The following is a 14,153-nucleotide window of genomic DNA, read 5'->3' as shown; positions in this document are numbered from 1 at the left end:
CCCCACCCCCCCCCCCCCCCCCCCGCCCGCCCCCCCCCCCCCCCCTCCCCCCCCCCCCCCCCCCCCCCCCCCCCCCCCCCCCCCCCGGGACTCCGCCTACCGGACGTCCGCCTCCATCGCGCGCACCAGGCTCGTGGGCCGCATGTCGATCCAGGACTTCTCGATCGCGTCCAGGCACTCCTGACGGGATCTCTCCGGGCCGTCCGCGTGCCAGCCGCCGGGTTGGTCGAGATGTGCGGGCCACAGGGAGTGCTGTCCCTCGTCGTTCACCAATACGACGAACCGAGCCGAGTCGTCGTCGAAAGGATTAACCATGGCCGCTCCACCTTCCCTCAGTTTTCCGTTTCTTCTCGCCGTACGGGCCCCGGTAAAGCGCGGGGCGGCACAGCCCTGTCCCTATTCGCATCATCGTCAGAGTACAACAGCCGACTTCTTCGGACGGAAAGACTGCCGGGAGGCCGACGATTGGCCGGTTTCACCTGTTGGGGGTACGAACTTCCTCCTGACCTGATTCAGATCGAAGAACCGGGGTATATAGGCCCCGGCGGCGACGGACATATTTTCGATTACCGGGTGCACCCCGCCCCGAACTGCACCTTCTTCGACGGCGGCGGAGCGGACCGGCCAGGCCGTAGATAAATGCCAGGGCATCGCATCACGTAAAGCTCGCCGCCTTGGCGCCCGAAACGACGGCGCGGAATCGGCGGCGCTCGTTAATGGCCAAATCCGTACATCGGTAATCGACCGGGCGGCATCACGGATTATTCGGCAAGAGCGGCTGGCATAGGCCACCGGATTCGGTGATTCCGCTCCGCGGGGAATTCGCACGTCACAGGTGCGCGCCAGGAAATGCGCCGTGCGGGCGCCGGGTGCCGCGCGCCCCCCGCGCGCCGGTTGCACTCGGGGCACGGGAGGGGCGCGTGAGGGGCGTGGGAGCTGAGATCTACGACCTTGCGCGTACGGCGACGCGGACGCGCGTAGGCGGACTGCTCAGCATTCCTGGTACGCGCGGCGACGCGTGACCGCCGGACCGGCCGGACGGCCCGGTGCGGCCCGGTCCGGTCCGATGGGTCGTCGGCGGCAACGGCAGCAGCGGCGGCAGCGGCAGCGGCAGCGGCAGCGGCAGCGGCAGCGGATGAGCGTCACCGCCCGTGCGGTGTCACCAGGCGGAGGGGGCGTAGTCCTTCAGGAAGCAGCCGTAGAGATCCTCGCCGCGTTCGCCCCGGACGACGGGGTCGTAGACGCGGGCGGCGCCGTCGACGAGGTCGAGGGGGGCGTGGAAGCCCTCGGCGGCGAGCCGGACCTTGTCGGGGTGGGGCCGTTCGTCGGTGATCCAGCCGGTGTCGACGGCGGTCATGAGGATGCCGTCGGTGTCGAGCATCTCCTGGGCGCTGGTGCGGGTGAGCATGTTGAGCGCGGCCTTGGCCATGTTGGTGTGGGGGTGGCCGGGGCCCTTGTAGCCGCGGCTGAACTGCCCCTCCATGGCGGAGACGTTGACGACGTACTTGCGGCGCGCCGCGGCGGCGGCCATGGCGGGCCTGAGCCGGCTGACGAGGACGAACGGCGCGGTGACATTGCAGAGCTGGACTTCGAGGAGTTCGACGGGGTCGACCTCGCCGACGGTCTGCACCCAGGTGTTGGTGGGGTCGAGGTCGGGCACGAGCCCGCCCGCGTCGATGGCGGTGCCCGCTTCGATCCTGGCGAGCGAGGCGGAGCCGCTGACGAGCGCGAGGCCGGTGACGTCCTGCGCGGTGAGGGCGTCCTCGCGGCGCGGGGCCGGGAGGGCGGCCGCGGTCTGCGCGCCGCTGCCGAAGGCGCCGAAGACCTGGGAGGCGGGCAGTTCGCCCGCGGGCAGCGGCGCGGACTCGGCGGCGACCAGCTCGCGGTAGGCGTCCGGGGAACGGCGTACGGTCTGGGCGGCGTTGTTGATCAGGATGTCGAGCGGGCCCGCCGCCGCGACCGAGTCGGCGAGGGCGACGACCTGGGCGGGGTCGCGCAGGTCGATGCCGACGATCTTGAGCCGGTGGATCCACTCGTCGCTGTCGGGCATGGCCTTGAAGCGGCGGACGGCGTCGTTGGGGAAGCGGGTGGTGATCGTCGTGTGCGCGCCGTCGCGGAGCAGCCGCAGCGCGATGTACATGCCGATCTTGGCGCGTCCGCCGGTGAGCAGCGCGCGGCGCCCGGTGAGGTCGGTGCGCGCGTCGCGGCGGGCCCGGTTCTCGGCGGCGCACGACGGGCAGAGCTGGTGGTAGAAGGCGTCGACCTCGACGTAGCGGGTCTTGCAGACGTAGCAGGAGCGGGGCCGCTCCAGGATGCCCGCGATCTCCGTGCTGACGGAGGTGGTGAGCTGGATGCCGAGGGTCTCGTCGTCGATCCGGTCGGCGGCGCCGGTCGCGGTGGCCTCGGTGACGGCCTTGTCGTTGGCGGTCTTGGCCGCCCGGCGCTCCTGGCGGCGGCGCTGCTTCACCGACCGGTAGATGCCCGCGGTGGCCCGGCGTACGGCGATGGCGTCGGGGTGGTCGACGGGCAGCGTGTCGAGCTCGCCGAGTACGGCGAGGCAGACCGCCATCCGCGCGGGATCGATGCCGGGCACGTCGGCGAAGCTCTCGGCGCCCTCCACGGCCTCCGCGCCGTCCGTGTCCTCGGCATCACCGATCGGTTCCTCGTAGGCCCCGTGGCCGTGAAGGTCCTGCGTTGTCGCCGTCATCCCGCCGCTGCTCTCTCCGTATGTGCCCATGCGATGCCCCCGCGTGCCCCGCCCCGGCCGAACTTTACGTTTGCACCGGTAGCAGCTCCAAACCCGGCCGCAGGACCCGGCGGTACCCTCGGGTCGTTTCCGCCGCGCAGGAGCCGCACCTGGAGGTCCGTTGAGCGCCAGCAGCCCGCTCGCCGTCCCGTACGACGCGCCCTTCGGGGTGCGCAATCTGCCGTACGGGGTGTTCAGCACCGCCGACGAGCCCGCCGCGCGGCGGATCGGGGTGGCGTACGGCGATCACGTCCTGGACGCGGGGGCCGCCGCGCGGGCGGCCGGGGCTCCCGCCGATCTGGCCGCCGCGCTCGGCGCGGACTCGCTCAACCCGCTGCTGGCCGCGGGCCGTCCGCTGTGGACGCGGGTCAGGGCGGCGCTGACCGCGTGGCTGACCGAGGACACCTACGCCGACGCCGTCGAGCCGTGCCTGCTGCCGCGCGCGGAGCTGACGATGCACCTGCCGTTCGAGGTGGCGGACTACGTGGACTTCTACGCCTCGGAACACCACGCCGCGAACATCGGCCGGATCTTCCGGCCGGGGTCCGAGCCGCTGACCCCGAACTGGAAGCATCTGCCGATCGGTTACCACGGACGGGCGGGCACCGTCGTGGTCTCCGGCACGCCGGTGGTCAGGCCGTGCGGGCAGCGCAAGGCGGCGGCCGATCCGGCGCCGGACTTCGGCCCCTCGCGGAAGCTGGACATCGAGGCGGAGCTGGGCTTCGTGGTGGGCGCGCCCTCGCCGCTCGGCGGCCGGGTGGCGCTGGCCGACGCGGACGCGCACGTCTTCGGGGTGTGCCTGGTCAACGACTGGTCGGCGCGCGACCTCCAGGCGTGGGAGTACGTCCCGCTCGGCCCCTTCCTCGGCAAGTCCTTCGCCACGTCGGTGTCGCCGTGGGTGGTGCCGCTGGCCGCGCTCGCGCAGGCCCGTACCGACCCGCCGGTCCGCGACACCGAGCCGCTGCCGTATCTCGACGACCGCGCGGCGCGACCGCCGTACGGCCTCGACATCGCCCTGGAGGTACGGCTCAACGGGCATCTGGTGTCCCGGCCGCCGTTCGCCGCCATGTACTGGACGTACGCGCAGATGCTGGCGCACATGACGGTGAACGGCGCGAGCCTGCGGACCGGGGACTTCTTCGCCTCGGGCACGGTCAGCGGTCCCGACAGGGAGACCAGGGGCGCGCTGATGGAGCTTGCCTGGAACGGCGAGGAGCCGCTGGAGCTGCCGGACGGGACGCGCCGGTCGTTCCTGGAGGACGGCGACGAGGTGGTGATCAGCGCCACCGCGCCCGGCCCCGGCGGTGCGCGGATCGGCCTCGGCGAGGTCGTCGGCCGCGTCGAGCCCGCCCGCCCCTGACACACACCCGCCTTCAGCGGACCGCGCCCCCGGACGGCCGCGCCTCTAACAGACCGGTCGCCGCTTCCGGTGCCGCCACTCCCGTGTCCGCCTCACCTCTCCCACCACTCTCCCCCGTACGGCGCAATCCCATCCGGCACAGCCGGTTCACACGTGCTTCCGTGTGAAGGAGCATGCGGAGAGCAGAAGACGCATGGCCAAGAGCGGGACGAGCTACAGCCGGTCCATACGGCGGCCGGCGGGAAGCGGGAATCCATGGCGACACGTGCACGCTCAGGACTTCTGGGCGAACTGTCGGCGGAGTTCGTCGGGACGATGATCCTCATTCTGATCGGTGTCGGCGTCGTGGCCCAAGTCGTCGGCGGCGGCGCGCTGACCGATCCGAAGGGCGGTCTCGGCGACCATGACAGCATCGCCTGGGCCTGGGGGCTCGGCGTCACCCTCGGTGTCTACGTCGCCGCGCGACTCAGCGGCGCGCACCTCAACCCGGCGGTGACGCTGACCCTGGCGGTGTTCAAGGGCTTCGACTGGAAGAAGGTCGCGCCCTACGCGCTGGCGCAGACCGCGGGCGCCTTCGTCGCCGCGCTGCTGGTGCGCTGGAACTACTCCGAGATCCTGGGCCACGCCGACCCGGGCCACACCATCAAGACGCAGACGGTCTTCGCCACCCTGCCGGGCAACGGCTCGCTGACGGCCGGTGTCCACGAGTGGGGCGCCTTCCGCGACCAGGTGATCGGCACGGCGATCCTGCTGATCCTGATCCTCGCGGTCACCGATGTGCTCAACACCGCGCCCCGCGCGAATCTCGGCCCGTTCATCGTCGGCCTGATCGTGGTCGCGATCGGCATGGCGTACGGCGCCAACGCCGGTTACGCGATCAACCCGGCGCGTGACCTCGGCCCGCGGCTGGCCAGCTACATCACGGGCTACAGCACGGCGTGGCGCGACCAGTGGGGGAATCTCTACTTCTGGGTGCCGATCGTCGGACCGCTGATCGGCGGCGTCCTCGGCGGCGCGATCTACAAGATCTTCGTCGGCCGCTTCCTGCCCGAGGCCCCGCCGGAGCCCCCGGGACGCGCCCCCGCCTCCGAGGCCGCCGCCGAGGTCTGAGCCCGCGGGTCCACGAGGTCCGTACACCCCCGCGGTCCGTACGCGGGGGTCACGTACACGGCGGCCGTGCGGACGGCGGTCACGCACACCGCGGTCACGTACACCGCGGTCCGGTACACCCACGAAAGGCAGGAAGCACCCATGGCGGACTTCGTCGGCGCGGTGGATCAGGGAACCACCAGCAGCCGCTTCATGATCTTCGACCACGACGGAAACGAAGTGGCCAAGCACCAGTTGGAGCACACCCAGTACCTGCCGAAGCCGGGCTGGGTGGAGCACGACCCGGTGGAGATCTGGGAGCGGACCAACGTCGCGATCCAGAACGCGGTGCGGTCGGCCGGTATCTCGGCCTCCGACCTCGCGGCGATCGGCATCACCAACCAGCGTGAGACCACCGTCGTCTGGGACCCGCGCACCGGTCGCCCGTACGGCAACGCGATCGTCTGGCAGGACACCAGGACCGACTCGATCGCCAAGGCGCTGGAGCGCGACGGCCACGGCGACCTGATCCGGCGCCGGGCGGGCCTGCCGCCCGCGACGTACTTCTCCGGCGGCAAGATCAAGTGGATCCTGGAGAACGTCGACGGGGTCCGCCAGGCCGCCGAGCAGGGGCACGCGCTGTTCGGCACCACGGACTCCTGGATCCTGTGGAACCTCACCGGCGGTCCGAACGGCGGCATCCACGCCACCGACGTCACCAACGCCAGCCGCACGATGCTGATGGACCTGGAGACGCTGGACTGGGACGAGGAGCTGCTCGGCATCTTCAACATCCCGCGCGCGATGCTGCCGACGATCCACGCGTCGTCGCACCCCGAGGCGTTCGGCACCACCCGCACCTCGCGCCCGCTGAGCGCGCCGATCCCCATCACGGGTGTGCTCGGCGACCAGCAGGCGGCCACCGTCGGCCAGGTCTGCTTCGCGCCGGGCGAGGCGAAGAACACCTACGGCACCGGTAACTTCCTGCTGCTCAACACCGGTACGGAGGCGGTCCGCTCCGAGCACGGTCTGCTGACGACCGTGGCGTACAAGTTCGGTGACGCCCCGGCGGTGTACGCGCTGGAGGGCTCCATCGCGGTGACCGGTTCCGCGGTGCAGTGGCTGCGCGACCAGATGCACCTGATCAGCGAGGCCGCGGAGAGCGAGCGGCTGGCGAAGACCGTCGAGAGCAGCGACGGGATCTACTTCGTGCCCGCCTTCTCCGGGCTGTTCGCGCCGTACTGGCGGTCCGACGCGCGCGGCGCCATCGTCGGCCTCGCCCGCTTCCACACCAACGGCCACCTGGCACGGGCCACGCTGGAGTCCATGTGCTACCAGAGCCGCGACGTGGTCGAGGCGATGGAGCAGGACTCCGGTGTGCACCTGGACGTGCTCAAGGTCGACGGCGGTGTCACGGCCAACGACCTGTGCATGCAGACCCAGGCCGACGTCCTGGGCGTCCCGGTCAGCCGTCCGGTGGTCGCCGAGACCACCGCGCTGGGCGCGGCCTACGCGGCCGGTCTCGCCACCGGCTTCTGGCGCGACACCGACGAGCTGCGCGAGCACTGGCACGAGTCGCGCCGCTGGGAGCCCCAGTGGAGCGAGGAGCAGCGCGCCACGGGCTACAAGGGCTGGAAGAAGGCCGTGGACCGGACCCTGGACTGGGTCGACGTCGAGTAGTCCGGCGCCCGGGCGGCCCCCGGCTCTCCGCAGCCGTCCCCGTACGCCCCGCCGGTCCCACGACCGGCGGGGCGTCCGCGTGTCCGCGGCCCCGACGTACCGGCCCAGCGGGCGGTACGGTCGCCCGCCGGTCGCTACGGGCAGCTCTCCACGAGCCGGGACAGCGCCCAGCCCGCGCCGATGACGCGGACGTCGGGGCTGGGCGACGCCGACCGCGGGGTCCCGGCGGTCGGGACGTCGGGGACGGCGGTCGGGACGACGCCGGCCCCGCCGGGCGGCGCGGTGCGCTGCGGGCCCCCCGGATTGGCCGCCACCGTGCACACCACCTGGTCCATGGCCAGCGGCGAGAGGCGGTCGACGCCCGCGGGCAGGCGCACGACGGTGGTGACGCCGTCGAAGGCGATCACGGGCGGGCGCGGCAGGGACGGCAGTCGCGTGGTGAGCGTCGTCGGGTCGGCGTCGCCGGGACCCGCGAACAGCAGCCGCAGCGCGACGACCGGACCGGCGCCGTCGGGCGCGCGGCGGGGAACCGCCCGCAAGGTGTCGTCGGAGAGGAAGTAGACGCTGACGCCGGGGGTCATGCCCACCGCGGGCTCCCCGGCCTGGATGACGCTGGTCGGCGGGACGCCGCAGGCCGTGAGCGCGGCGGCGGACGCCAGGCAGGCCAGCGGACCGGCGGCGCGCCTCACCGGACGTCCTCGCTTCCGAAGGCGGCGGATTCAGCGGAACCAGCGGAATCAGCAGAACCGACGGAACCGACGGAACCGGCGCGGTCCCCGGCGTCGGCGGTGCCCGCGGCCGAGTCGCGGCGCAGCGGCAGTTCGACGGTGAGGACGGAGCCGCCGCCGTCCGCGTTGCGGGCGGTGATCCGGCCGCCGTGCAGCCGTACGTTCTCGGCCGTGATGGCCAGGCCGAGGCCGCTGCTCTCACTGCGGGTGCGCGAGGTGTCCGCCTTGTAGAAGCGCTCGAAGATGTGCGGCAGGGCCGCCTCCGGGATGCCGGGACCGGCGTCCCGTACCTCGATCACCGCCCACGCTCCCCCGGCGGACCGCCCGCCGACCGCGTTCAGGGACAGCACCACGGGCGGCGCGCCGTGCCGCAGCGCGTTGCCGACGAGGTTGGCCACCACCACGTCCAGGCGGCGCGGGTCGACGCGGGCGCGCAGGGCGCCGGGCGCGGGCAGCCGGGTGTCGACCTCCGCCAGCCAGCCGCGCGAGACGAGGGTGCGGCGCACCGACTCGGCCAGGTCGATCTCGTCCAGGTTGAGCCGCGCGGCGCCCGCGTCGAAGCGCGACACCTCCATCAGGTCCTCCACGAGCCGGGCGAGCCGTACCGTCTCCTCGCTGATCAGGCCGACCGCGGTGGCCGTCTCGGGGTCGAGGCGGCCCGCTCCCTCGTCCAGCACGTCGGTGACCGAGGACATCGCGGCCAGCGGTGTGCGCAGTTCGTGCGAGACGTCGGCGACGAACCGCCGGGCCTGCGCCTCCAGCCGCCGCAGTTCGGTCACCGAGCGCTCCAGGGCGGCGGCCGTGTCGTTGAAGGACCGGGAGAGGTCGGCGAGTTCGTCGGAGCCGTTGACGGCCAGCCGTACGTCGAGGTGGCCCTCCGCCATCCGCCGGGTCGCGCGGCGCAGGGCGCGTACCGGGCGCAGCACGCCGCGCGCGGCGAAGAGCGCCAGGACGACCGCGAGGACCACGGCCCACAGCGCGGCGTCCTTGATGGCGGTGATCATGGCCTGGACGTACGCCTGCTCGGTGTCCTGCGGCACGATCAGGTACATGACGAGGCCGGAGAGCGTCAGCGACTGGTTCTCGGCGGCGCGGTACGCGACCGGCAGGCCGACGACGAGGACCGGGCCGTCGTCGGTGCTCACCCGTTGGAAGACCGCGGCGGCCTGGTCGCGCACCGACCCGAGGAGTTCGGGGGTCAGCCGCTCGAAGGCGTTCTCCGGCGCGGATCCGGCGCGGCGCTCCCCGTACGTGGCAAGGACCTGCCAGCGCTGCGACTGGTGGGCCCTCGCGACCTGGATGACCAGCGAGTCCATCGCCGCCTGGTCGGGCTCCGCGGGGATCGCGGGGGCCAGCGCGTCGACGCTGTCGCGGAACTGCCGGATGACCGCGTCCTGGCTCTGCTGGAGCACGCCGGTCCGCGCCTCCCTGAAGGCGAGGGCCCCGGTGCTCAGCGCGCTGACGACCGCGACCAGCACGAAGGCGACCACCAGCCGGGTGCGCAGCCCGCGCAGCGCGAGCAGGGCCCTGGAGACGGCGGACCTCATGGGGTCGGCTGGAGCGGCCGCGCGTACGGCGCGCGGAAGCGGTAGCCGAAGCCCCGTACGGTCTCGATGTAGCCGGACCCGGCGCCCGGTCCGCCGCCGAGCTTGCCGCGCAGCCGCTTCACGCAGGCGTCGACCAGCCGGATGTCGCCGTGGTAGCTGTGCTCCCAGACCGCTTCCAGGAGTTGCTGGCGGCTGAGCACCTGTCCCGGCGAGGCCGACAGGGTCAGCAGCAGCCGCAGTTCCGAGGGGGCCAGCGGTACGTGCTCGCCGCGCAGGGAGACCCGCAGCCCGGCGCGGTCGATGGACAGGTCGCCGTGCGACTCCTGCCGGGGCCTGGTGCCGTCGGCGCCGGGTGCGGCGATCCGGCGCAGCACCGCGCGTATGCGGGCTTCGAGCACGCGGGCCTGTACCGGCTTGACCACGTAGTCGTCCGCTCCGGCCTCCAGGCCGACCACCACGTCCACGTCGTCGCCGCGCGCGGTCACGATGATGATCGGGACCTGGTCGTGCTCGCGTATGCGACGGCAGACGTCGAGTCCGGCGATGCCGGGGAGCATGAGGTCGAGCACGACGACGTCGGGCCGGAAGGGGCGCAGGTGGCTCAGGCCCTCCTCACCGGTCGCGGCGGCGAGGACGTCGTGTCCCTGGTGGCGCAGGGCCAGCTGCACGCCCTTGCGGACCGCGGGGTCGTCTTCGACGAGCAGAACGCGGGGCATGCAGGTCAGTATGCGTGAGGTCCGGGCGGGCAGGGCCGTGAGAGGGGCTCGGCCGGGCAGCTGTTACGAAGGGGTCATACAGCGGCCGTCCGCCGCCGTGGTTACGCTTTCGTGATCTTCTGGGCCAGGGGCCATCACACGCGGACCGCAGTGTGAACAGCCATGCACCGGGAGAAGAAACGGAAATCGGCGGGGCGGGCGGGGGGCGGCGGCGCCCGTACGCGGCGTTCCCTGGCGACCCTACGGCGGCGCAGGCGACGGCGGACGACGTACACCCTCGGCACGCTGGCGGCGGTCGGGGTGGCCGGGGCGCTGCTGGTCGCCGCGCACGGCGGGAAGGACGGGAAGGACGGGAAGGGCGGCCACGCGGCGGACGGGGCTACGGCGGGTTCGCCGCCCGCCGCCACCGAACCGGCGAGGACGCCGGCGGCGCCTTCCACGTCACCCGCCGGGCGGGCGCCCGCGTCCGCGCCGTCGTCCGCGCCGTCGTCCGGCACCGGAGGCAACGGCGTCTTCGACACCGCCCAGGCGTCGGGGACGTCGGTCGGCACCGGCACGCTGCGCCGCTACAAGGTGCAGGTCGAGCAGGGCACGGGCGTCAGAGCCGCCGACGCGGCGCGCGAGATCGAGAGCATCCTCGGCGACCGGCGGAGCTGGATCGCCGACGGCCACGACGCCTTCCAGCTCGTCTCCGGCGGCCAATACGACTTCGAGGTGAAGATCGCCAGCCCGGACACCGTGGACCGGATCTGCGGGGCGGCCGGGCTGCACACCCGCGGCGAGGTCAACTGCGATGTCGGCGACCAGGTGGTGGTGAACCTCAAGCGCTGGCGGACCGGTTCGCCGCAGTTCCCCGGGCCGCTCCACGAGTACCGCGCCCTGATCGTCAACCACGAGGTGGGCCACCGCATCGGGCACGGCCACGAGGGGTGTCCCGGCCCCGGGCGTCCGGCGCCCGCGATGATGCAGCAGATCGACGGACTGCACGGCTGTGTGGCGAACGCGTGGCCGTACGACGCGCACGGCACGTATCTGGCGGGACCGCCGATGCCCTGACATCGATGTCCGCACCGGTGTGTCGCGCGCGGAACGGCCCCGGAACGCCTGAGCGTTCCGGGGCCGCGATCCGTTCGTCAACCACCCGGGACCCGTTCGTCAACCGCCCGGGACCCGTTCCCCGGGCCGCCCGGGACGCGTGTCCGGACGGTCGGGGACCGTGGTCCGAGGGTCAGTTGGCCACCCAGGTGGCCCAGGACATGTTCCAGCCGTTGATGCCGTTGCTCGGGTCGATGACCTTGTCGGGCGAGTGCACGACCTCGACGACGTCACCGATGAGCGAGTGGCTGTAGAACCAGGCGGCCGGGGTGTCCGGGTCGCCGCCGCCCTTCACGTCGTGCAGGCCCACGCAGCCGTGGCTGGTGTTCTCGTGTCCGAACACCGACACCGGGCGCCAGTAGTTGCCGTGCGCGAAGGTCCCCGAGTCGGACAGCCGCATGCCGTGCGGCACGTCCTTGATGTGGTAGGAGTTGCCGAGGCCCACGGTGCGGGAGTCCATGTCCACCACCGGGTCCTTCTCCTCGATCACCATCTTGCCGTTGTACGTGGTGTGCTGGGGGTCACCGAGGCTCGCCGGGTACGTCTTGTACAGCTTCCCGCCCCGGTAGATCTTCAGCGTCTTCGCGGTGTTGTCGGCCACCGAGGTCTGCGAGCGGCCGATGGTGAAGCTCACGTCCTTCGACTGCTGGCCGTAGACACCGGGCGACATCTGCACACCGTTGAGGTTCATGTGCAGCGTGACATTGGTGCCGGGCGCCCAGTACCTCTCCGGCCGGAAGTCGATCCGCTGGTTGCCGAACCAGTGGCCCTCGACGGGCACCTGCGGGTCCGCCGTGACGGTGATCCCCTTGTGCGTCGCGGCCTGGTCGGCGACCGGCTTGTTGAAGCGGATCGACACCTCCATGCCCACGCCGTACGTCGAGCCCGGATCCACGTTGAACACGCCGTAGTTGACGGCCTGGGGCTTCAGCGTGGTGAACGACGACCGCTGTACGGTGCTGCGCCCGGCCGAGTCCACCGCCTCCGCGTTCACGGTGTACTTGGTCGCGGTGCGCAGAATGCCGGACGGCTTCCAACTGGTGCCGTCCGCCGATATCGCGCCGTCGACCGGCCGGTGGCCGGCCGCGTCGGTCACCGCGATCTTCACCAACTTGCCCTTGGCGGCCGTGATCTTGAGCGCGCCCGTGGTGTCCACCCCGGTCGCGCCGTCCTTGGGCACGATGCTCAGCGCCACCTGCGAGGCAGGCGTCGTCGTGGCACCGCCCGACGCCGAACCCTTGCCGTCCTGCTTTCCCTTGTCGGTCGACGCGCCCGCGCTCCCGCTGCAGGCGGTCGCCCCCAGCAGGACGGCGCCGAGCGCCAACGCCAACATCCCCTTCGCCACCCGCCGCTTACGCGAGCCCTGAGCGGCGGTGTCAACCGCCGTTGCCGTGATCAATCGAGTCTCCCCATCTCGCCGGTCGCACTATAGGAGAGTACGACCGCCCCAGCGGTTGCAGGTGCCGCATGACTGATACCCAACCCTTAGGCGGCGGTCGGGCGTACGCCGAACGGGTTGCCGGGACGGGCGCCGTGGGCGCGCCCCGGCGACGGACGCCGACGCGGAGCCGAGGATTTGACGACTTCGGCCGGGCTCATGGCCCCGGCGTACCAGAAGGGCGGACAGCGTTGACGGGCACGGGGAGCAGTCGGGTGGTACTCGACAGGCCGGGCAGGCACGGCATCGTGGAGGAGTTGCGGGACGCGATCACATTCAGGGCCGTCCTGGTCATGCTGGGCGTGCTCCTGCTGCAACTGGGCTTCGCGCTGTCCTACATGGGCGCCTTCCACTCGCCCAAGCCCCACCGGGTGCCGATCGTCGTGGTCGCACCGCAGGCCGCGGCGCGGGACGCGGTGGCCCGGCTCAACGCCCTTCCCGGTGAGCCGGTGCACGCCGTCGCGGTCGCCGACCGCGCCGAGGCCAGGGCCCGGCTGCTGGACCGGCGCACCGACGCCGCCGTCGTCGTCGACCCGCGCGGGACGACGGACACGGTCCTGGTCGCGTCCGCGGGCGGCCCCTCCGCCTCGGACGCGGCGACCCAGGTCGTGCGGCTGGCGGGACAGGCGCAGCACCGTGAGGTCGTCGTACGCGACATCCGCCCGCCGGTGAAGGGCGACTCGCGCGGCCTGTCGTCCTTCTACCTCGTCCTGAGCTGGACGATCGGCGGCTATCTGGCCGCGTCCGCGCTGAACATGGCGGCCGGGTCGGCGCGCCCCACCCTGCGCCGCGTCCTGGTGCGGCTGACCGCGATGCTGCCCTACGCCTTCGTCTCCGGCATCGGCGGCGCGGTGATCGTCGGTCCCGTCCTGCACTGCCTGCCCGGCGCCTTCTGGGACCTGGTCGGCATCGGCACCCTGATCGTGTTCGCCTCGGGCGCGGTGGGCGTCGCCCTCCAGTCGGTGGCGGGCACCATCGGCCTCGGCCTGACCATCCTGATCTTCACCGTCCTGGGCAATCCCAGCTCCGGCGGGGTCTATCCGGCCGCTCTCCTGCCGCCCTTCTGGCGGGCCATCGGCCAGATCCTGCCGCCGGGCGCCGGGACGACCGTGGTCCGCAACACCGTCTACTTCGACGGGCACGACATCACCAGGTCCCTGTGGATCCTGGGCGCCTGGGCCTTCGGCGGCATCGTCGTGTCGGTGCTGTCCGCCGCCCTGCGCGACCGTCGCCGCCCCACCCCCATGCCCCTCCCGGCGACGGTCTGACCCTCGGCCGCGTCCTCATGGCGATACTCGGCCTGGACTCGCTCCGCGGGGCCATGTTCCTGTTCCGGGGGCCGAACCGCCTCACGCCCTGACCGGGCCGGCCGCCCCGCCGTACCACCGCACCCCGACGGCGGTGGTACGGCGGGCGCGCGTGCCGCGACCGGTGGTCAGGCGGAGAAGCTGCCGACTCCGGTGACGTGAGTGCCGTAGCCGGCCGGAAGGACGCCGACGCCGGTGGTGGGAAGGGTCGCCGGGACCGTGCAGAAGGGGTCGGCGAAGACCTTGACCGGCTGGTCGGTGAGGTTGTCCAGCACATGCGCCGTCAACGGGAGTCGCTGACAGCCGGTGGGGTCCTGGTAGACCTTGAGCGGCTGGCCCTCGACGGAGAAGACGACGACCTGGCCGGTGGCGGCCTGGGCGGGAGTGGCCGCGAGGCCGACGACGGCCGCCGCGGCCATCGCGATCATGGTGGTGCTTCGACGCATG

At 72.5% G+C, this 14,153-nt stretch carries 12 protein-coding genes; 5 read left to right on the top strand and 7 right to left on the bottom strand.

The genetic code is table 11. The annotated features are described in order from the left end of the window. Positions 1 to 96: 96 nt before the first annotated feature. Positions 97 to 315, bottom strand: coding sequence for an MbtH family protein (locus ACZ4EF_RS19175; RefSeq protein ID WP_188285961.1), 219 nt, complete (start codon positions 313 to 315; stop codon positions 97 to 99). A gap of 844 nt (positions 316 to 1,159) precedes the next feature. Then, positions 1,160 to 2,569 carry an SDR family NAD(P)-dependent oxidoreductase gene (locus tag ACZ4EF_RS19170; protein ID WP_467505593.1) on the bottom strand — a complete coding sequence of 470 codons (1,410 nt, stop codon included), beginning with the start codon at positions 2,567 to 2,569 and terminating at the stop codon, positions 1,160 to 1,162. 298 nt (positions 2,570 to 2,867) lie between these two features. On the opposite strand from ACZ4EF_RS19170, the gene fahA reads away from it, so the two are divergent. The 3 genes from fahA (at position 2,868) to glpK (ending at position 6,875) form a co-directional block, all read left to right on the top strand. Continuing rightward, entirely contained in the window at positions 2,868 to 4,106 is a 1,239-nt protein-coding gene (gene fahA / locus ACZ4EF_RS19165) for a fumarylacetoacetase (RefSeq protein WP_467505528.1), read from the top strand. A gap of 255 nt (positions 4,107 to 4,361) precedes the next feature. Beyond that, positions 4,362 to 5,216, top strand: coding sequence for an MIP/aquaporin family protein (locus ACZ4EF_RS19160; RefSeq protein ID WP_391048412.1), 855 nt, complete (start codon positions 4,362 to 4,364; stop codon positions 5,214 to 5,216). Between the two features lie 141 nt (positions 5,217 to 5,357). Further along, complete coding sequence (glpK, locus tag ACZ4EF_RS19155) at positions 5,358 to 6,875, top strand: glycerol kinase GlpK (protein ID WP_355333263.1); 1,518 nt, start codon at positions 5,358 to 5,360, stop codon at positions 6,873 to 6,875. Between the two features lie 134 nt (positions 6,876 to 7,009). Here the strand turns inward: glpK and ACZ4EF_RS19150 are convergent, their stop codons facing one another. Genes ACZ4EF_RS19150 through ACZ4EF_RS19140 form a run of 3 tightly spaced genes read right to left on the bottom strand, consistent with a single transcriptional unit; the run spans position 7,010 to position 9,866 of the window. After that, positions 7,010 to 7,564, bottom strand: a complete 555-nt coding sequence (locus ACZ4EF_RS19150; protein ID WP_467505525.1) for a hypothetical protein — start codon at positions 7,562 to 7,564, stop codon at positions 7,010 to 7,012. Further along, entirely contained in the window at positions 7,561 to 9,150 is a 1,590-nt protein-coding gene (locus ACZ4EF_RS19145) for a sensor histidine kinase (RefSeq protein WP_467505523.1), read from the bottom strand. Before ACZ4EF_RS19145 ends, ACZ4EF_RS19150 begins: the two co-directional genes overlap by 4 nt. After that, positions 9,147 to 9,866, bottom strand: a complete 720-nt coding sequence (locus ACZ4EF_RS19140; RefSeq protein WP_467505521.1) for a response regulator transcription factor — start codon at positions 9,864 to 9,866, stop codon at positions 9,147 to 9,149. Before ACZ4EF_RS19140 ends, ACZ4EF_RS19145 begins: the two co-directional genes overlap by 4 nt. 162 nt (positions 9,867 to 10,028) lie before the next feature. Here ACZ4EF_RS19140 and ACZ4EF_RS19135 point away from each other — a divergent pair, with 162 nt between their 5' ends. Then, positions 10,029 to 10,922, top strand: a complete 894-nt coding sequence (locus tag ACZ4EF_RS19135) for a DUF3152 domain-containing protein (RefSeq protein ID WP_467505519.1) — start codon at positions 10,029 to 10,031, stop codon at positions 10,920 to 10,922. Between the two features lie 172 nt (positions 10,923 to 11,094). Here ACZ4EF_RS19135 and ACZ4EF_RS19130 read toward each other — a convergent pair whose 3' ends face one another. Then, entirely contained in the window at positions 11,095 to 12,294 is a 1,200-nt protein-coding gene (locus ACZ4EF_RS19130) for a L,D-transpeptidase (RefSeq protein WP_467505591.1), read from the bottom strand. Between the two features lie 398 nt (positions 12,295 to 12,692). Between ACZ4EF_RS19130 and ACZ4EF_RS19125 the strand changes: the two genes are divergently transcribed. Further along, positions 12,693 to 13,667, top strand: a complete 975-nt coding sequence (locus tag ACZ4EF_RS19125; RefSeq protein WP_401313673.1) for an ABC transporter permease — start codon at positions 12,693 to 12,695, stop codon at positions 13,665 to 13,667. A gap of 167 nt (positions 13,668 to 13,834) precedes the next feature. Here ACZ4EF_RS19125 and ACZ4EF_RS19120 read toward each other — a convergent pair whose 3' ends face one another. Beyond that, positions 13,835 to 14,152 carry a hypothetical protein gene (locus tag ACZ4EF_RS19120; protein WP_401313612.1) on the bottom strand — a complete coding sequence of 106 codons (318 nt, stop codon included), beginning with the start codon at positions 14,150 to 14,152 and terminating at the stop codon, positions 13,835 to 13,837. Between the last annotated feature and the right edge of the window lies 1 nt (position 14,153).

The organism is Streptomyces sp. NPDC025721 (assembly GCF_055558595.1).
Note: the sequence above shows the minus strand (reverse complement) of the source record. Positions and strands in the feature narration are given on the sequence as shown.

Coding starts and splice junctions, on each gene's coding strand:
- ACZ4EF_RS19120 (WP_401313612.1), bottom strand. CDS start 14,152: ATGCGTCGAAGCACCACCATGATCGCGATGGCCGCGGCGGCCGTCGTC.
- glpK (WP_355333263.1), top strand. CDS start 5,358: ATGGCGGACTTCGTCGGCGCGGTGGATCAGGGAACCACCAGCAGCCGC.
- ACZ4EF_RS19135 (WP_467505519.1), top strand. CDS start 10,029: ATGCACCGGGAGAAGAAACGGAAATCGGCGGGGCGGGCGGGGGGCGGC.
- ACZ4EF_RS19160 (WP_391048412.1), top strand. CDS start 4,362: ATGGCGACACGTGCACGCTCAGGACTTCTGGGCGAACTGTCGGCGGAG.
- ACZ4EF_RS19145 (WP_467505523.1), bottom strand. CDS start 9,150: ATGAGGTCCGCCGTCTCCAGGGCCCTGCTCGCGCTGCGCGGGCTGCGC.
- ACZ4EF_RS19125 (WP_401313673.1), top strand. CDS start 12,693: ATGCTGGGCGTGCTCCTGCTGCAACTGGGCTTCGCGCTGTCCTACATG.
- ACZ4EF_RS19175 (WP_188285961.1), bottom strand. CDS start 315: ATGGTTAATCCTTTCGACGACGACTCGGCTCGGTTCGTCGTATTGGTG.
- ACZ4EF_RS19130 (WP_467505591.1), bottom strand. CDS start 12,294: ATGTTGGCGTTGGCGCTCGGCGCCGTCCTGCTGGGGGCGACCGCCTGC.
- ACZ4EF_RS19170 (WP_467505593.1), bottom strand. CDS start 2,569: ATGGCGGTCTGCCTCGCCGTACTCGGCGAGCTCGACACGCTGCCCGTC.
- ACZ4EF_RS19140 (WP_467505521.1), bottom strand. CDS start 9,866: ATGCCCCGCGTTCTGCTCGTCGAAGACGACCCCGCGGTCCGCAAGGGC.